We start from the raw sequence: 17670 nt of genomic DNA, 5'->3' as shown, positions 1-17670 counted from the left end.
GGCGCCGGATCGGCGTCGGCGTCGTAGCGTGGGCTGCATGGGAGAGGACGCCGAGCTCGTACCGGTCGAGGTCGTCGGGGTGCGCCAGCACATGGCCGACGACGAGATCGTCGTGCTGCTCCTCGACCCCGACTCCGAGCTCCTGGTGCCCATCCTCATCGGGCCTACGGAGGCGAGCGCCATCGCCTCCGCGCAGGCGGGCATCGTGCCGCCCCGACCGATGACGCACGACCTGCTCCGGGACGTGCTCATCGCGGTGGGCTCGGGCCTGACGCGGGTGGAGATCACCCGCCTCGAGGAGGGCGTGTTCCACGCCGAGCTGGTGCTCCGGACCGGGCCTCGGGTCGACTCCCGGGCGTCCGACGCGATCGCGATGGCGCTCCGGTTCGGCTGCCCGGTCCTGTGCTCCGCCGAGGTCGTGGCGATCGCCGGCGTCGAGGTACGGACCACCACGTCCGAGCAGGATCTCGAGCGCTTCCGGCGGTTCCTCGACCTCGTCACGCCCGAGGACTTCAGCACGGGCGCGGAACCCGAGGAGGAGGGCGGCGCGGAGGGTCATTAGTCCCAAACCTTCGCGTTCAGGTCGAAGGTGAGACTCGCCCGTCGCGACACGCCCGGCGGGCGTCATGGCGTCCGTACCGCCGCGGGCCTAGTCTGGCAAGCAGCCGGGGGAGATGTCCGCCGACCGGCGTGCGACGAGTGGAGGATTCGTGACCAGCAACGAGAGCGCCGAGAGCGTCAGCGGGGCAGTGCCGCAGCGCGCTCAGGGCATGCTGTTCGACGACGACCTCCCTGACCTCGACACCGCGACCGGCTACCGCGGCCCGACCGCGTGCCGCGCCGCGGGCATCACGTACCGCCAGCTCGACTACTGGGCCCGCACCGGCCTGGTGGAGCCGTCCATCCGGCCGGCCACCGGTTCGGGCACGCAGCGGCTCTACAGCTTCCGCGACATCCTCGTGCTCAAGGTGGTCAAGCGCCTGCTGGACACGGGCGTCTCGCTGCAGCAGATCCGCACCGCCGTGAGCCACCTGCGCGAGCGGGGGGTCGACGACCTCGCCCAGATCACCCTGATGTCCGACGGCGCGAGCGTGTACGAGTGCACCTCCGCCGACGAGGTCATCGACCTCGTGCAGGGCGGCCAGGGCGTGTTCGGCATCGCGGTCGGCCGCGTCTGGCGTGAGGTCGAGGGCACCCTCGCGGCGCTGCCCACCGAGCGTGCGGACGAGGACGAGGAGCTCATCGCGACGCCGTCGGCCCACGACGAGCTCGCACTGCGCCGGCAGGCCCGCACCGCCGGCTGACACGGACCGACTCGACGAGCGGCTGCCCTTCGGGGTGGCCGCTCGTGTCATGTCAGTGGCGCGGTGCGCGAAGTGCGCGGTCCAGCAGGGCGTCGAACGTGCGGGCCAGCTCGGCGGCCGCGGCGCCCGGCCACGCGTGCACCGGCTGGGCGGCACCCTGGGCCTGCTGGAGCGCCGCGCGCTCGGGGACCGGGGGAGTGAGCACCAGCGGGCCGTAGAGCGTCTGCAGCTCCTCCAGCCGGAACGCCTGCTCGATCGAGCGGGCACGGACCCGGTTGACGACGATGCCGAGCGGCTGCAGCGCTGGCGCGGGTCCGCGACGCAGCTCGTCGATGGTCCGCATGGCGCGGCCGACCGCCATCACGGCGAAGAGGCCCGGCTCGGTCACCACGAGGGCGCGGTCGCACGCGGACAGTCCCGTGCGGGTGAGGCCCCCGAGCGACGGCGGGCAGTCGATCAGGACGAGGTCGTAGTCGCGCACCCAGGACAGCGCGTAGCGGAGCCGGTCCAGGTCGTCGCCGTCGAGACGGTCGTGCGCCGCGGACCGCTCGGACCCGGCGAGGACGTCGAGGCCTTCGTCGGCCCACGACGACAGCACGGTGGCCTTGGCCATCGTCGCCTCGCCCGGCTCGTCGAGGACGGACGCGACGTCGCCGGCCTGCGGACGTGCTCCGAGCGCCATGGTGCTGTCGCCCTGCGGGTCCAGGTCGATGACCAGCGTGCGCAGCCCGCGCTCCAGGGCAGCCGACGCCAGACCGAGGGTGATCGACGTCTTGCCCACGCCACCCTTGAGACTGCACACCCCGAGCACCAGCACGTGCGCAACCGTAGCCGGGGCACCGGCGTCCGGCGAAACGCCGCGCGCATCATCCCAGGTCAGGACACACTGAACGGATGAGCACCCGCCTGAGCCGTTGGGGACACGCCTGCATCCGTCTCGACAGGGGCGCCGACCACCTCGTCATCGACCCCGGCGTCTTCTCCGACCTGCCGGGTGCACTCGACGGTGTCTCGGCCGTCCTCATCACGCACGAGCACCCCGATCACGTGGCCACCGAGCCCGTGGTCGAGGCGGTGCAGGGGGGCATTGAGGCGTGGGCGCCGCAGTCCGTGGTCGACGTCCTCGTCAGCGCCGGGGCGCCCGCAGAGCGCGTGCACGCCGTGCGCGGAGGCGATGCCTTCTCCGCCGGCGGGTTCGACGTGGCGGCGCTGGGGGAGTGGCACGCACTGGTCCACCCGGACGTGCCGCGAGTGCACAACGTGGGCTACCTGGTCGCCGGCGTGCTCCATCCGGGTGACGCCTACATCGACCCGGCCGGCGCGCACGTGGACGTCCTGTGCGCACCGCTCGGGGCTCCGTGGCTCAAGCTGGGAGAGGTCGTCGACTACGTCCGGCACGTGCGGCCAGCGCGCCTCGTCGTCGTCCACGACGGCTTGCTGAGCGCGATCGGGCAGGGCATGGCGATCGGATTGCTGGGCCGGCTCGGCGACGCGGGGGAGCCGCTCTCGCTCGACTCCGGCGAGGGCATCGACCTCTGACGGCGTCCGGCTTTCGCTGCCCGCCGTCCGCCCGTAGCGTGAACGCGTCGGAAGGAGACCGCCATGACGGAGTCCGCAGGGCACGAGGTGCCCGAGCTCGAGTACGACGAGTCCGTGCCGCCCCGCCCGGAGGAGGAGATCGCCGACGCCGCACGCTCGGTGCCCGACCCCGCCGGCCACGGCGGTACCCCGGCCGACCAGACGACGGCGCGCGAGCTGCCCTGACCGGTGCTCCGCCCCAGATGAGGCATCCTGTGGACGTGGATATCCGACAGGTGGGGGAGAACGACTGGCGTCTCGTCCAGGGTGTGCGGTTGCGCGCCCTGCGGGAGAACCCGGACGTCTTCGGCGCCTCGCTGGCTCGGGAGGAACGGTTCGCCGAGTCGCACTGGCGCATGCGCCTGCGCACGTCGGCCACCTGGGTCGCCGTCGACGACGACGGCGTGGGCCGCGGGATGGTCACGATGATGCAGGAGCCGGGGTCGCCGGTCGACGACCGGCACGTCGTCGCCCTGTGGGTGGCCGCGGAGTCACGACGCCACGGCGTCGGGTGGACGCTGCTCGACACCGTCCGTCGGGCGGCCGTCGTCGAGGACGCCCGGACGGTGTCGCTGTGGCTGCTGGACAGCAACCACGCCGCCGGCGACCTGTTCGTGCGTTCCGGGTACACGCGCACCGGGGAGCGTCAGGTGCTGCCGCGCGATCCGTCGCAGACGGAGGAGCGGTACGTGCTGACCCTCCGTGACCCCTCCCAGCCATAATGTCATAATGTGCATTATCGGCGTTGGACATCCGCACGTGGCGACGACTGATCTATAGTTGAAGCATCAATCACTAGGGAGATGCTTCGATGCCCGACTACGGCCACGATCTCGTCTTCGGCAGCTTCCTGACCCCGGCAGCCAAGGACCCGCAGCTGACCGTCGCGCTGGCGCAGCTGTCCGAGCGTTCCGGGCTCGACCTGGTGACGTTCCAGGACCACCCGTACCAGCCGGCGTTCCTCGACACCTGGACTCTGCTGTCCTGGGTCGCTGCGTCGACGCAGCGGGTCCAGGTGGCCGGGAACGTGCTGAACCTGCCGCTGCGGCCACCGGCCGTCCTGGCGCGCGCCGCGGCGAGCCTCGACCTGCTGTCGGGCGGCCGGTTCGCGCTCGGGCTCGGGTCAGGAGCGTTCTGGGACGCGATAGTCGCCATGGGTGCGCCGCGGTTGACGCCCGGGCAGGCCGTGGACGCGCTGGACGAGGCGATCGACATCATCCGGGGCATCTGGGACACCGACGAGCGCGCTCCGCTGCGGGTGCACGGGACTCACCACCACGTCGACGGCGCCAAGCGCGGCCCGGCGCCCGTCCACGACGTCCCGATCTGGCTCGGCGCGTACAAGCCGAGGATGCTCGGCCTCGTCGGGCGCAAGGCCGACGGGTGGCTGCCGAGCCTCGGATACCTGAAGCCGGGCGACCTTGCGGCCGGAAACGCGCGCATCGACGACGCCGCGGCCGCGGCCGGCCGTGACCCCCGCGAGATCCGGCGCCTGCTCAACCTCGGAGGCGGGTCGTTCCAGGGCAGCGGGTTCCTGCAAGGCACTCCCGACCGGTGGGTCGACGACCTGCTCACCCTGGTCCTGGAGGACGGGATCGCCACCTTCATCCTGGGTACCGACGACGAGACCACGATCGCGGTGTTCGGCGGAGAGATCGCGCCGGCCCTGCGGGACGCCGTCGCGTCCGAACGTGCTGCCGCCGGCACCGCCACAGGCTCCGTCCGGCCCGTGATCGCGTTGGCCAAGCGGCGCTCCGGGATCGACTACGACGGGCTGCCCGCCTCGCTCGTCGCGACCGCCGTGGAGCCCGGTGACCGCGAGTACGCGCGCGTGCGGTCGTCCTACGTCTACTCCGGCTCCCCCGGGCTCGTCCTGCGGCCGCACACCGCCGAGCAGGTCGGCGAGGCGCTCCGGTACGCGCGTGCGCAGGGCGTCCCGTTCGCCGTCCGCAGCGGCGGGCACGGGATCAGCGGTCGGTCGACGAACGACGGCGGGATCGTCATCGACCTCGGCGCGCTGGACACCGTCGAGGTGCTCGACCGCGCGACGCGCGTCGTGCGGCTCGGCGCCGGAGCCCGGTGGGGTGACGTCGCCTCGGTGCTCTCACCGGTCGGGCTCGCCATCAGCTCCGGCGACTACGGCGACGTCGGAGTCGGCGGGCTGGTCACGGCCGGCGGGCAGGGCTTCCTCTCGCGCTCCTACGGCCTCACGCTCGACCACGTGGTCGCCGCCGAGCTGGTCCTCGCCGACGGTCGGCTGGTCCGGACCGACGCCGAGCACGAGCCGGACCTGCTCTGGGCCGTGCGCGGCGCCGGGGCGAACTTCGGCATCCTCACCGCGGTCGAGATCGAGGCCGCGGAGGTGGGCAACGTCGTCTACGCCACGATCGTGTACGACGCCACGGACACCGCGGCGTTCGTCGAGTCGTGGGCGGAGCTCGTGGAGTCGTCGCCGCGCGAGCTCACCAGCTTCCTCACCCTCGTGCCCGCCCGGGAGCAGAACCCCGCCGTCGGCTACGCGATCATCGTGTGGGCGAACGACGACACCGGTGCGGCGATCGGGGCGCTCGAGCAGTTCCTCGACCTGGCGCCCGTCCTGCAGCAGCAGGCGCAGCTCGTGCCCTACGCCGCGACCGTGGCCGCGCAGCACGGTCAGCACACGGGCGGCGCCGACTCCGCTGCGCGCGGTGGCCTGGTTGAGCACGTGACACCCGCGCTCGCCGTGCTGCTCAGCGACCTGCTGGCCGCCGGCGACGCCGACATGCTGCAGCTGCGTGCCGTCGGCGGCGCGGTCAACGACCTCGACCCGGCCGCGACCGCGTACGCGCACCGGACGCAGAACTTCTCGTTGCTCGCGTCCGCCCGCGGAAGCCGCCGCACCCAGATCGACGCCTGGTGGGAACGCCTCGCCCCGCACCTGCGCGGTGTCTACCTCAGCTTCGAGACGAACCAGTCCCCCGCTCGCGTCTCCGAGGCGTTCCCGCCGGAGACGCTCGCGCGGATCGCGCGGCTCAAGGCGCTGTACGACCCCGAACACGTGTTCGACGGCAACTTCGGGGTCGCTCCCCTGGCGTCCGGGGCGCCCGTGCCACGATGACGTCATGAGCACTGACGACATCGCCGGCACCGTCGCCCACGTCGAGCAGCAGGAGCACGACCTCGTGTTCCGCACGTTCACCAACGACGACGCGTGGCGCCTGGGCTGCCTGATCGTCGAGCTCGCGCAGGAGCGTGACCTGGCCGTCACGGTCGACATCCGCCGGGGCACCCAGCAGCTGTTCCACGCGGCGCGACCGGGCACCACGCCCGACAACGACAGCTGGATCGAGCGCAAGGTCCGCGTGGTCGAGCGCTTCGGGGCGTCGTCCTACCTGGTGGGTCTGCGCGCCGCGGCCAAGGGCACCACCTTCTCCGCGCAGCACGACCTCCCGCTGCAGCAGTTCGCGGCCCACGGCGGGGCCTTCCCGATCCGCGTCCACGACGTCGGCATCGTCGGCGTGGTGACCGTCTCCGGGCTCCCCCAGGCCGAGGACCACGCCCTCGTCGTCGAGGCCGTGACCGCGCACCTCGCCTGAGCCGCCCCCAGCCCCGGCTCACCGCGGGCTCCTCCACCGACCGGTCCGGCCCCTCCTCCGTGCGCCCGCGGCGGTCCCAGGCTCGTCCGCATGACGGAGCGCGAGGACCACGGCTGGTTCGACGAGGACTGGGACGACGACCCCGACGACGCGCGGGCCGACGTGCCGTGGGTGCTCGACGTCGACGGTCCCGACCACGACCTGCCCGACCCACCCGGTGCGCCCCTGCGGTCGGGCGGCGATGCGCTCGCTGTGCTGCTCGACCTCGTGGGACCCGAGCGGTCCGGGCCGCCGGCGCTCTGGTTCGTCGTGCTCGACGCGCAGGACCGCACGATCCCCGTCGTCCTGCCGATCACCGACGTGCCGCTGCGCGCCGACCCGGCGGTCGCGCGCCGGCTGGTCGCGGTGCTCGCCTCGGTGCTCGCGTCCGACGCACCGGGCGGGTCGGTCGTCGTGGGGCTCGTCCGCGCGGCCGGTGGGGACCGCGGAGCGTTCGAGGCGTCCTGGGTGCCGGCCGTGCGGGAGGCTGCCGACGACGCGGGAGTCCGCCTGTGGTCGGTCGTCGCGATCGGCCAGAGCCGGGCGCGGGTGCTCGAGTGGTGACTCCGCTCAGGCCGAGGGTCCGGGCGCGGCCTCGTCGATCGCGGCCAGCTGGTCGAGGGTCGGCTCCCAGGCGATCGACGCCACGTTGGCGCGCAGCTGGTCCGGCGTGCGGGCGCCGGCGATGACCGTCGCGACTGCGGGCTGCGCGGCGAGGCCACCCAGCGCGAGGGTCGGTAGGTCGATCCCCCAGCGCTGAGCCAGCGCCTCGAGCGCCTCGATCCGGTCGAAGTCGGCCCGGGCCAGCCGCTCGGGCATCCGCGTCAGCCGCGACCCGTCGGGAGCGGACTGCCCTCGCCGGTACTTGCCCGTGAGCAGACCCGATGCCAGCGGGACGTACGGGATGAGGCCGACACCCGCCTGCTCGGCCGCAGGCACCAGCTCCGCCTCGGCGGACCGGTCGAGCAGGTTGTAGCGGTTCTGCGCCGAGACGAACGGCGTCGCACCAGTCGTCCGGGCGCTCCAGTCGGCGTCGACCACCTGCCAGGCCGCGAAGTTCGAGGAGCCGATGTACCGGACCTTGCCCTCGACCACGAGCTCGTGCAGCGCAGCCAGGGTCTCCTCGATGGGCGTCACGGGATCGGGGGCGTGCAGCTGGAACAGGTCGACGTGGTCGGTCCGCAGCCGCGTCAGCGATCCCTCCACCGCCCGGCGCACGTACCGGCGCGAGCCGCGCACGCCCCAGTCCGGGCCGTTCAGACCTCGCGCGTCCATGCCGAACTTCGTCGCGATGACGACGTCGTCCCGGTGTCCGACGAGCGCGTCCCCGAGCAGCTCCTCGCTCTGGCCCGGCACCCCGCCGTAGACGTCCGCCGTGTCGAAGAACGTGATCCCCGCGTCGAGCGCGGCCGCCACCAGGGCCGGGACCTCCTGCGGATCCAGCGTCGCGCCGAACGTGTTGCAACCGAGACCGGCCACCGAGACGGTGAGACCACTGTCACCCAGCTGTCGGAAGGACATATCCGCGTCGGTGCGGGAGGCTTGAGGGGTAGTCACGGGCGACGGGCTCGAAGAATTGCTCACTCGGGCAACCCTAAGCCTCTCCCCCGCACACCACCCGCGTTCACGAGACCTTCACGTCCTCCTGGAACACTGGAGGGGCGCCCGCCGTTGACACCGGTGGAAGTTCTCACTCTCGACGGCCGTACAACGGCACGGAGGTTCCCCAGATGGCAAACCGGTCCCTGCGCGGCATGCGCATCGGGTCCCACAGCATGGAGACGGAAGACGGCGTCGAGTTCGCCCCCCGCCTCCAGGCTCACTACGACTGCCCCAACGGGCACACCATCATCCTGCCGTTCTCGGTCGAGGCCGACGTCCCGGTGGTGTGGGAGTGCCGTTGCGGCGAGGAAGCATTGCTCCGTGACGCGTCGCGGCCCGAGGTGAAGGCCGGCAAGCCGCCGCGCACCCACTGGGACATGCTGCTCGAGCGCCGGACGGTCGGTGAGCTCCAGGAGCTGCTCGACGAGCGCCTGGACCTGCTCCGCTCGGGCAAGCTGCGCCGCAGCGCCTGAGGCACTCAGCCTCGAGATCGACGGAACGCTCCCGCCACACGGCGGGAGCGTTCTGCTATCCCCCACCGGGTCACGTTGACCAGCGCCTCGACGACGATCGCGCGGCTCATCTTCGACTGGCCGAGCTCGCGCTCGACGAACGTGATGGGCACCTCGACCACCCGGGCACCGGAGCGGACCGCGCGCCACGCCATGTCGACCTGGAAGCAGTACCCCTGCGACGCGACGTCCTGCAGGGTCAGCTGGTCCAGGAGCGACGCGCGGTAGGCGCGGAATCCACCGGTGGCGTCGTGCAGCGGGATGCCGAGCGCGATGCGGGTGTAGGTGTTCGCGCCGCGCGACAGCAGGAGCCGGCTCATCGGCCAGTTCACCACGCTCCCGCCGGGCACCCACCGGGAGCCGAGCACGAGGTCCGCCTCGCCGATCGCGGCAAGCAGGAGCGGCAGGTCCTCGGCGCGGTGCGAGCCGTCGGCGTCCATCTCGACCACGACGTCGTAGCCCCGCTCGAGCGCCCACCCGAACCCGGCCACGTACGCGGTACCCAGGCCCAGCTTGCCGGCCCGGTGCAGGACGTGGATGCGACGCGAGCCGTCAGATGCCGTCTCGGTCTCCGCGATCTTCTCCGCGAGCTCGCCGGTGCCGTCGGGCGAGCCGTCGTCGACCACGAGGACGTCGGCGTCCGGGACGTGGGTGCGCAGGCGGTCCAGCGCTCCCGGCAGGTTCTCGCGCTCGTCGTACGTCGGGACGACGACGAGCACCCGCTGCGGGGTCTCGGTCATGCGGCTGTCTCGATCCGGTCGGAGCGACGCACCCGGTGTGCGCCGGCTGCACCGGCGAGCACCACGCACACCGCGAGGGCGTCGATGATCCATGCGGGCCACGAGCCCAGCCTCGTCGCGGGGGTCAGCGTGTCGCGCAGAGGAAGGGTAGCCACCATCTGCTCCGCGGTGAAGAGGCCGGTCTGCTGGCTGACCACCCCGTTGGGGTCGATGACCGCGCTGACGCCCACGGTGGAGATCTGCACCGTCGCGCGCCCGTGCTCGATGGCCCGGATGCGGGACATCGCCAGCTGCTGCGTCGACTCGTCGGACACCCCGAAGGAGGCGTTGTTCGTCTGCACGACGAGCACCTCTCCCCCGGCCTGCACCGCCCCGCGCACGATGCCGTCGTACGCCACCTCGAAGCAGATGACGTCCCCGATGCCGACGGTCCGGCCCAGGCGCTCGGAGTCGAGCGGGATGTAGCCGGGCTCGTCCCCCGGCAGCATGTCCCGCGTCACCAGGTCGACGGCCGACGAGAACGGCCGGACCAGCGAACGCATCGGGATGTACTCGGCGAAGGGCGCCGGGTGCTGCTTGGTGTAGGTGGCCGTGACGCCGACGCCGGGCTCCCACAGGACGGCGGTGTTGTACCGACCGCCGCTGGGCGGGTACTCGACAGTGCCGACGAGCATCGGTGCACCCACCGCCTGCGCCGCGCTGTCGATGAGCGACGCCGCCGTCTGGTCGACCTGCGGGTCGATGTCCGTGCCGTTCTCCGGCCAGAGGACGAGGTCCAGCTCCCCGGGCTCCACCTGGTCGAGCAGGGCCATGGTGCCGGCCACGTGGTTGTCCAGCACCGCCTGGCGCTGGCCGAACGCGTCGAGCCCCACGCCCGGGACGTTGCCCTGGACCGCGCCGACGCGCAGGCTGCCGGTCTGCGCCTGGGTGTCGAGCGGGATCAGCAGGCCGACGACGACGAACGCGGCCACGACGGCCGTCGCGATCACCAGCCGCCCGATCTCCAGCCGGCGGGCAGCGAGCAGGATACGGGCGAGCAGCACGCCGACGGCCACCACCGCCCCGGTGAGCAGCGGCGTGCCCCCCAGCGACGCCAGGGCGGCGAGCGGCGAGTCGGCCTGCGAGAACGCCAGCCGGCCCCACGGGAACCCGCCGAACGGCCACGCGGCGGCGAGCTCCTCGGTCGCGACGAACAGGATCGTGAAGACCAGCACCTGCAGCCCGACGCTGCGCCACACCGAGTTGCCCCGCCGCGCCCAGGCCCACGCTGCGCCGAACAGCGCGAAGTAGGACGCCTCGAGCGTGCTGAGGGCCAACCAGGGCACCTGGCCGACCGCCTCGTCGGCCCAGGTGATCAGGGGCGCGACGAACGCAAGGCCCCACAGGAGCCCGACGAGGGCGTTCCAGCGGGCGCTGTCCCGGCGCAGGGCCAGGTACAGCAGGGCCACACCGAGGAACGCCGTGCCCCACCATCCGGGTGCCGGGAACGCGAGCCGGGTGAGGACGCCACCTGCGACGGCGAGGACGAGAGTCCACCAGCGGGCGGGTTCACGGGCGGGCACCCCTGGAGGGTACGTCAGCGGACTGAGGCCGGAGAAAGTGGCGGGTGTCAGGGCTCCGGCCGAGGTCCGACCGACCGGCCCGCGCGTCCTTCGTACCGGTCTGCGTGCAGGCGCACGGACCGTTGTCTACTGAACACGCGGGCCCGGTCGGAGCCCTACCCCCTACCGCGGCCCCCAGGCCCGACGTCGTCGTGGGCATGTCTCCGCGGTGGATCTCCTGAGGAACCTACCGAGATCCACGGAGGTGTCAAGGTGGCGTCGGTGCAGGTGGGAGCCGTACGCGCAGGTCACCCGCGCACCATCGGTCCCGTCTGTACTGTTCGGCTCGGCGTGTCGCTCCGCGTGTCGGCGGATCGGGTCGAAGCGGGCGGATCCGGTCGGCTGTCGGCGCCGCAGAATTCACCCGGTCGGACGTCAGAGCGCGTCGTGCAGGACGATCCCGTCCCGGACCGTCCGCAGGCAGACCGGCGCCGGCGCGTCCGGCGCGAGATCCGGCAGCAGCGGGATCCCCGCCCGCGCGTCGGCGCTCCAGGAGGAGAACCGGCCCTCGGCGGACTGCACGGTGAGGTGCTCGGCACGCCAGACCGCGAAGTGCGCGGGCGAGCCCACGCGCAGCTCCCCGGCGCCCGTGTGGTCGAGCCCTGCGACCCGCCAGCCGCCGCGGGTCGACGCCCGGAAGGCTGCACGCGCGGAGATCCGCTGGTCGGCCGCGTGATGCTGCACGGCGGCCCGGACCCCCGCCCACGGGTCCACGGGTGTCACGGGTGAGTCGGAGCCGAACGCCAGGGGGACGCCGGCCGTGGCCAGGTCCGCGAGCGGGTTGAGCGCCGCCGCGCGGCCCGCGCCGAGCCGCGTGGCGTACATGCCGTCCGGTCCTCCCCACGCGGCGTCGAACGCCGGCTGCATGCTCAGGCGCACACCGAGCAGGACCAGGGCCGCGAGCGTCGGCGCGTCCACCATCTCCGCGTGCTCGAGCCGGTGTCCCATGCGCGCGATCGCGTCCGGGCCCTCGACGTCGACGGCCGTGCGCAGGCCGAGCAGGAGCTCGTCCATGGCGCGGTCGCCGATGACGTGGAAGCCGCCCTGCACCCCCGCACGTGTCACGGCTGTCAGGTGGTTGCAGATCTGCTCCGCGCTCAGGTACAGCACACCGGAGGTCTCCGGGGCGTCCGCGTACGGCGTGCGCACGGCGGCGGTGTGGGAGCCGAGCGAGCCGTCGACGTTGAGGTCCCCGCCGATCCCCGTGAGGCCCGGGATCGCCGCGAGGATCTCGCGGGCGTCGTCGACGGTCACGCACGGCTCGCCGCGGTAGGCCACCAGGTGCGGCAGCCCGTCGTGCGCGTCGGCCGTCAGCTCCAGGAGCTCCACGAGCCCGGCGCGCGTGTCGATGGAGGGCGCCGAGTGCTCGTGCACGGACACGACCCCCTGGGCGGCGGCGTGCGCCAGGGCGCGGCGGTACAGGGCGGTGCGGCGCTCGGGGGTGACCACGCGCGCGGCGTCGCGGGCCGCGTGGTGGGCGTCCCGCTCGACCCGGCCGTCGAAGCTCCAGCCGGGGAGCATGTCGAGCCCCGCGCTGCGGGACAGCGCGGTCGAGACGACGGCCGAGTGCACGTCGACCCGCGCGAGGTAGACGGGCGCTCCGCCGCCGGCGGCGTCGAGCTCGTCCCGCGTCGGCGGGCGCCCTTCGGGCCAGCGCAGCTCGTCCCAGCCGAAGCCGAGCACCGGGTCGGTCCCGGCACGGCCCTGAGCGGCTCGGTGGACCGCGTCCAGGGCGTCGGCCAACGAGTGCACTCCGCCCGAGGGAGACAGGTCGATGCTCTCCAGCGCGAGCCCGGTCTCGAGCACGTGGACGTGCGCGTCGACGAACCCGGGGGCGACGAGCGCACCGTCGAGGTCGACCACCTCGTCGGCGCGCGACACCAGGCCGTCGGCGGTGTCGTCGGCACCGAGCCAGGCGACGGTGCCGTCGTCGATCAGGATCGCCTCGGCGAAAGGGTCGGCCGCGGTGTGCACCACGCCGTGTCGGTAGAGGGTCGAGCTCACAGGGGCACACGATAGGGCAGGTCAGCGCAGGCAGAGGCCGCAAAGCGGGGCGAACCCGTCCCCGGAGTCCGACAAGGGCGTCACGTCAGACCGACGAGTACGCCACCACCCCGTGCCGGAGGGCGTCGACCGCCTTGCGTGCGGTGTCCCGCAGCCGCTGGTGCGGCGCCGCCTGGGACACCTGGTCGAGCACGTCGATGACCTGCTTGCACCACCGCACGAAGTCGCCCGCGGACAGCTCGCTGCCCTTGAGCACCGCGTCCAGGCTGCGGCCGGCAGCCCAGCGGTGCACGGCCTCGACGAGCCCGGCGTCGAGCGGCTGGATGGTCTCCACCTTGTGCGCCGTCTCCAGGTCGTCCAGCTCCGACCACGCTCGGACGCACGCGTCGAGCGCCACGCCGAGCCGGCTGTTCGGACCCCCGGGGATCCGCGGCTCGCCCTGGTCGTCGCGGCGCGACCGGTACACGAGCGTCGACACCGCGGCAGCCAGGCCGGGGGCGTCGAGCTCGTCGAAGATGCCCCGCCGCAGGCACTCGGCGAGCAGGAGGTCGTTCTCGGCGTAGATTCGGCGCAGCCACCGTCCGTCGTCCGTGACCTCCAGGGCACCGCGGCCGGAGTCGTCGGTGGACCTCTCCAGGTAGCCGAGGCGCAGCAGGATGTCGCAGATGCGGTCGAAGACCGCCGCGATCGAGCCGGTGCGCCCTGCGATCCGCGCGACGAGGGCGTCGTGCTCCCCCGCCAGCCGCGCCCACCGCTCGGCCCAGCGCGCGTGCTCCTCGCGATCAGGACAGCCGTGGCACGGGTGCGCCCGCAGCCTGCGCCGCAGCGCCGCGATCTCCGCGTCGTCCGCGGCAGCGCGCTGGCCGCCCTTGGGACGGTCCTTGCGGGTGGGCCCGGTGCTCGTGCCCACCGACGACCGCAGCGCGGCCGCGAGATCCCGACGGGCCGCCGGGACGCGCGCCGTGAAGCCCTTGGGCACGCGCAGGAAGCCGACCGTGCGCACCCCGGTGCCGACGTCGGCCACCGTGAGCTTGCGCACCTGGCGGTCGATCGTCAGCACCGTGGGCCGCGGACCGTCGAAGCCGGCGTCGCCGCCGGGGTCGATGACGACGGCGTGACCGGACCGCCGGCCGACGGGAATCTCCAGGACGTCACCGACGCGCAGCCCCTCGAGCGTGCGTGCCACCTCGGCGCGCCGCGCTGAGGCCTCCGCCCGGGTCAGGTCCTTCTCGCGGGCCGCGATCGTGCGGCGCAGGGCGGCGTACTCCGCGAAGTCGCCGAGGTGGCACTCCATCGCCTTGGCGTACCCCTCCAGGGCCTCTGCGTGCCCCTGTGCCTGCCGCGCGAGGCCCACCACGCCCCTGTCGGCCTGGAACTGCGCGAAGGACGTCTCGAGGACCTCACGCGCCCGGTCCCGGCCCACCTGGGCGACCAGGTTGACGGCCATGTTGTAGGTCGGCCGGAAGCTCGAGCGCAGCGGGTACAGCCGCTTGGACGCCAGGCCCGCCAGCTGCACGGGGTCGAGCCCGGGGTGCGCGACGACGACCGCGTGGCCCTCCGTGTCGATCCCGCGCCGGCCCGCCCGCCCGGTCAGCTGCGTGTACTCCCCCGGCGTGACGTCGACGTGGCTGGAGCCGTCCCACTTGACCAGCTTCTCCATCACGACCGAGCGCGCGGGCATGTTGATCCCGAGCGCGAGCGTCTCCGTGGCGAACACGACCTTGACCAGGCCGCGCGAGAAGAGGTCCTCGACGGTCTCCTTGAACAGCGGGAGCATCCCGGCGTGGTGCGCGGCGACCCCGCGCTGCAGGGCGTCGCTGAACTCCCAGTAGCCGAGGACGTCGAGGTCCTCCGGCGGGACCGCGGCGCAGCGCTCCTCCACGATGCGGCGGATCTCCGACACCTCGGCGGGGCTGGTGAGCCGGACGCCCGCGGCCAGGCACTGCTGCACGGCGCCCTGGCACCCGGCGCGAGAGAAGATGAACACGATCGCCGGCAGGAGCCCGTCCCGGTCGAGAGCGTCGACCACCGCGAACCGCGGCGTCGGGCGACCGCCGCCGGGTCGTCCTCCGCCCGGTCGGGGCCGGCCACCGCGGTCTCGCGGTCCGCGGCGCGGCTGCCCGGGCTCCTCCCGGTTGCTCCGGCGCAGCAGGTGCGTCAGGTCGGGGTTGATCGGCGGGTCGACACCTGGCGCCGTGGGGTCCACGTGCCCGGCGTACAGGTCGAGCAGCTCGCCGCGTACCAGCACGTGCTGGCCGAGCGGGACCGGTCGGTGCTCGCTCACCACCACCGTGGTGTCCCCGCGCACGGTGGCCAGCCAGTCCCCGAACTCCTCCGCGTTGGACACGGTCGCGGACAGCGAGACCAGCTGCACGTCGTCGGTGAGGTGGATGATCACCTCCTCCCACACCGGGCCGCGGAACCGGTCCGCGAGGTAGTGCACCTCGTCCATCACCACGAAGCCGAGCCCCTGCAGGGTGCTCGACCCCGCGTAGAGCATGTTGCGCAGCACCTCGGTGGTCATCACGACCACCGGCGCCTCGCCGTTGATCGTGGTGTCCCCGGTCAGCAGGCCGACGCGGTCGGCGCCGTAGCGGCGGACCAGGTCCGCGTACTTCTGGTTGGAGAGCGCCTTGATGGGGGTCGTGTAGAACGCCTTGCGCCCGGACGCGAGCGCTAGGTGCACCGCGAACTCGCCGACCACGGTCTTGCCGGCACCGGTCGGGGCCGCGACGAGCACCCCGCTCCCCCGTTCGAGCGCCTGGCACGCCTCGACCTGGAAGTCGTCGAGGGGGAAGCCGAGCAGCTCACGGAACTGGCCCAGCTCGCTGCGGTCCACCTCGGCGCGTCGCTTGGCCGCCGCGTAGCGCTCGGCGGGCGATGGTTCGGCCGGGGACGTGCTCTGGTCCGACGACGAGGACGACGGGGCGGACCTACGGGATCGGGGCACCACGTGCACACCCTAGGCACACCGTCGGTGCGCCGACCGTGCGGCGCGCACTCAGCAGAGGACGGACAACGCCCCGGGGTCGACCGTCACCCGCAGGGGCAGCGGACCGATGCGCTCGCCGTCCGCGAAGGCGACCGGCGGCGTCGGCCCCAGATCCGTCAGGGGCTCGATGAGCACGGACCTGCTCCGGTAGACGTCCACCGAGGGGTGGGTGACGTGCTTGCCCTGCGGGATGCCCGGGAAGATCTTCAGCACCCCGGTCCGGGTGAACGGGCCGGCGACCACGACGTCGAGCAGCCCGTCGTCGACCTCGGCGTCGGGGGCGATCTTGAACCCACCACCGAACCACGACGTGTTGGCGACGGCGACGAGAGTTCCGGCGGACTCCCACACGGAGCCGTCGAGCGTCACGCGGTACCCGTAGGGCCGGAACCGGCCGAGCTCGGCCCCCAGCGCCCGCACGTAGCGCGCCGACCCCTTGGGCCAGGTCATCTCGTTGGCCCGCGCGTTGATCGCCGCGTCGAAACCGCAGGAGAGCACGCCGAGGTACCACTCGTGCGCCGCGTGGTCGGGAGACCCGACGCGCACCGCGTCGACCCGGCGCGGGCCGTCCAGCAGCCCGTGCTCGATCGCCTCCACCGAGGCCTCGACGTCTCCGCGCGGCAGCGCGAGGGACCGGGCGACGTCGTTGCCCGTCCCGGCCGCCACGATGCCGAGCGGGAGCCCCGTGCCCGCCACGACGTTCACGCCGAGGTGCACCATCCCGTCACCGCCGACCACGACGAGCGCGTCCAGGCCCTGCACCGCCGCCGCGCGAGCCCGGTCCGTCGCCTGGGCCAGCGTCGAGGCGGACAGGTCCTCGACCTTGTGCCCGCGCGACCGCAGGATCTCGTGCGCCCGACGGCCCGCCAGCGTGCCCCGGCCCCTGCCGGCGGTCGGGTTGACGACGAGGCCGAGGTGGATCACGCGGTGCCCGGCTCGTCGGCGATCGTCCCGTCGAGGCGCGGGAGCCCCGCGGCCACGCGCTGCCGGTCGACGCGGCGGTCGTGCAGCACGCACACACCGAGCGCCACGAAGTACAGGCCGCTCATCGGGATGGCGACGGCGAGCATCGTGATCGCGTCGGGAGTCGGGGTGACGATCGCGGCGAACACGAACGAGAGGAGCACCGCCCACCGCCAGCTCTTGCGCCACGTGGCCGCGGTGCCGATCCCCGCGAAGTTCAGCGCGACCATCACGACGGGCAGCAGGAACGCGATCCCGAACGCGAGCATGATCCGCATGACGAAGCCGAGGTACGTCTGCGCGTCGATGAGGTTGGTGGCGCCGGTCGGCGTGAACTCGGTGAGCAGGCGCACCGCGTTGGGCAGCACCCACCACGCCATGAACGCTCCCGCGAGGAACAGCGGCACCGCCACGCCGACGAACCCGAACGCGTAGCCCCGCTCCTTGCGCGTCAGACCGGGCGTCACGAACGCCCAGAACTGGTACAGCCACCACGGGCTGGACAGGATCACGCCCAGGAAGAACGACACCTTGACGCGCATGTCGAACGACGTGGCGATCCCCGAGAAGTTGAGCGCGATGAGGCTGTCGCGCTCCTCGGCGACCCGCACGATCGGCTGCTGGAGGGCGGTGAAGACGGGGTCGTAGAGGAACCAGCCGATGACCGCACCGACCACCACACCGAGGGCAGCGAGGAAGACGCGGCGGCGCAGCTCGACCAGATGGGCACGCAGCGGCATCCGGCCGCCGGGTTCAGCCC

At 73.1% G+C, this 17670-nt stretch carries 17 protein-coding genes; 9 read left to right on the top strand and 8 right to left on the bottom strand.

Going from position 1 to position 17670, the window contains the following annotated elements; genetic code table 11:
• Positions 1 to 37: 37 nt before the first annotated feature.
• Positions 38 to 562, top strand: coding sequence for a bifunctional nuclease family protein (locus tag AC1DXT_RS14660; protein WP_477062035.1), 525 nt, complete (start codon positions 38 to 40; stop codon positions 560 to 562).
• Positions 563 to 710: 148 nt separating this feature from the next.
• Positions 711 to 1304: a MerR family transcriptional regulator gene (locus AC1DXT_RS14655; protein WP_056094809.1), complete on the top strand. Its 594-nt coding sequence runs from the start codon at positions 711 to 713 to the stop codon at positions 1302 to 1304.
• A gap of 52 nt (positions 1305 to 1356) precedes the next feature.
• Here the strand turns inward: AC1DXT_RS14655 and AC1DXT_RS14650 are convergent, their stop codons facing one another.
• Positions 1357 to 2121 carry a ParA family protein gene (locus tag AC1DXT_RS14650; protein WP_421741469.1) on the bottom strand — a complete coding sequence of 255 codons (765 nt, stop codon included), beginning with the start codon at positions 2119 to 2121 and terminating at the stop codon, positions 1357 to 1359.
• Between the two features lie 77 nt (positions 2122 to 2198).
• Here AC1DXT_RS14650 and AC1DXT_RS14645 point away from each other — a divergent pair, with 77 nt between their 5' ends.
• From AC1DXT_RS14645 to AC1DXT_RS14620, 6 genes are all read left to right on the top strand, one after another.
• Complete coding sequence (locus tag AC1DXT_RS14645; RefSeq protein WP_477062034.1) at positions 2199 to 2843, top strand: MBL fold metallo-hydrolase; 645 nt, start codon at positions 2199 to 2201, stop codon at positions 2841 to 2843.
• Positions 2844 to 2906: 63 nt separating this feature from the next.
• Complete coding sequence (locus AC1DXT_RS14640; protein WP_477062033.1) at positions 2907 to 3068, top strand: hypothetical protein; 162 nt, start codon at positions 2907 to 2909, stop codon at positions 3066 to 3068.
• 35 nt (positions 3069 to 3103) lie between these two features.
• The gene (locus tag AC1DXT_RS14635) at positions 3104 to 3604 is read left to right on the top strand and encodes an N-acetyltransferase family protein (protein ID WP_477062032.1); all 501 of its coding nucleotides are present in this window, start codon (positions 3104 to 3106) and stop codon (positions 3602 to 3604) included.
• Positions 3605 to 3693: 89 nt separating this feature from the next.
• Positions 3694 to 5979 (top strand): LLM class flavin-dependent oxidoreductase, encoded by a 2286-nt coding sequence (locus AC1DXT_RS14630; RefSeq protein ID WP_477062031.1) that lies wholly within the window; start codon positions 3694 to 3696, stop codon positions 5977 to 5979.
• A 4-nt stretch (positions 5980 to 5983) separates the two neighbouring features.
• The gene (locus AC1DXT_RS14625; protein ID WP_477062030.1) at positions 5984 to 6457 is read left to right on the top strand and encodes a heme-degrading domain-containing protein; all 474 of its coding nucleotides are present in this window, start codon (positions 5984 to 5986) and stop codon (positions 6455 to 6457) included.
• A gap of 90 nt (positions 6458 to 6547) precedes the next feature.
• Complete coding sequence (locus tag AC1DXT_RS14620; protein WP_477062029.1) at positions 6548 to 7060, top strand: hypothetical protein; 513 nt, start codon at positions 6548 to 6550, stop codon at positions 7058 to 7060.
• A 6-nt stretch (positions 7061 to 7066) separates the two neighbouring features.
• On the opposite strand, the gene AC1DXT_RS14615 is transcribed toward AC1DXT_RS14620, so the two are convergent.
• On the bottom strand, positions 7067 to 8017 hold the full coding sequence (locus AC1DXT_RS14615; protein WP_477062028.1) for an aldo/keto reductase: 951 nt from the start codon (positions 8015 to 8017) through the stop codon (positions 7067 to 7069).
• 209 nt (positions 8018 to 8226) lie between these two features.
• On the opposite strand from AC1DXT_RS14615, the gene AC1DXT_RS14610 reads away from it, so the two are divergent.
• On the top strand, positions 8227 to 8571 hold the full coding sequence (locus AC1DXT_RS14610) for an RNA polymerase-binding protein RbpA (protein ID WP_028046368.1): 345 nt from the start codon (positions 8227 to 8229) through the stop codon (positions 8569 to 8571).
• Between the two features lie 5 nt (positions 8572 to 8576).
• Here the strand turns inward: AC1DXT_RS14610 and AC1DXT_RS14605 are convergent, their stop codons facing one another.
• The 6 genes from AC1DXT_RS14605 to tatC form a co-directional block, all read right to left on the bottom strand.
• Positions 8577 to 9350: a polyprenol monophosphomannose synthase gene (locus AC1DXT_RS14605; RefSeq protein ID WP_477062027.1), complete on the bottom strand. Its 774-nt coding sequence runs from the start codon at positions 9348 to 9350 to the stop codon at positions 8577 to 8579.
• Entirely contained in the window at positions 9347 to 10912 is a 1566-nt protein-coding gene (gene lnt / locus AC1DXT_RS14600; RefSeq protein ID WP_477062026.1) for an apolipoprotein N-acyltransferase, read from the bottom strand. Before lnt ends, AC1DXT_RS14605 begins: the two co-directional genes overlap by 4 nt.
• Before the next feature lie 414 nt (positions 10913 to 11326).
• Entirely contained in the window at positions 11327 to 12955 is a 1629-nt protein-coding gene (locus tag AC1DXT_RS14595; protein ID WP_477062025.1) for an amidohydrolase, read from the bottom strand.
• Positions 12956 to 13040: 85 nt separating this feature from the next.
• Positions 13041 to 15908, bottom strand: coding sequence for a DEAD/DEAH box helicase (locus AC1DXT_RS14590; protein ID WP_477062024.1), 2868 nt, complete (start codon positions 15906 to 15908; stop codon positions 13041 to 13043).
• A gap of 48 nt (positions 15909 to 15956) precedes the next feature.
• A complete protein-coding gene (locus AC1DXT_RS14585) occupies positions 15957 to 16871 on the bottom strand; it encodes a diacylglycerol/lipid kinase family protein (RefSeq protein WP_477062023.1) in 915 nt (304 codons plus the stop codon).
• Entirely contained in the window at positions 16868 to 17650 is a 783-nt protein-coding gene (tatC, locus tag AC1DXT_RS14580; protein WP_477062290.1) for a twin-arginine translocase subunit TatC, read from the bottom strand. The genes AC1DXT_RS14585 and tatC overlap by 4 nt, the downstream gene beginning before the upstream one ends.
• Positions 17651 to 17670: the final 20 nt, after the last annotated feature.

The organism is Cellulomonas sp. P1_G12_2 (assembly GCF_056405535.1).
Note: the sequence above shows the minus strand (reverse complement) of the source record. Positions and strands in the feature narration are given on the sequence as shown.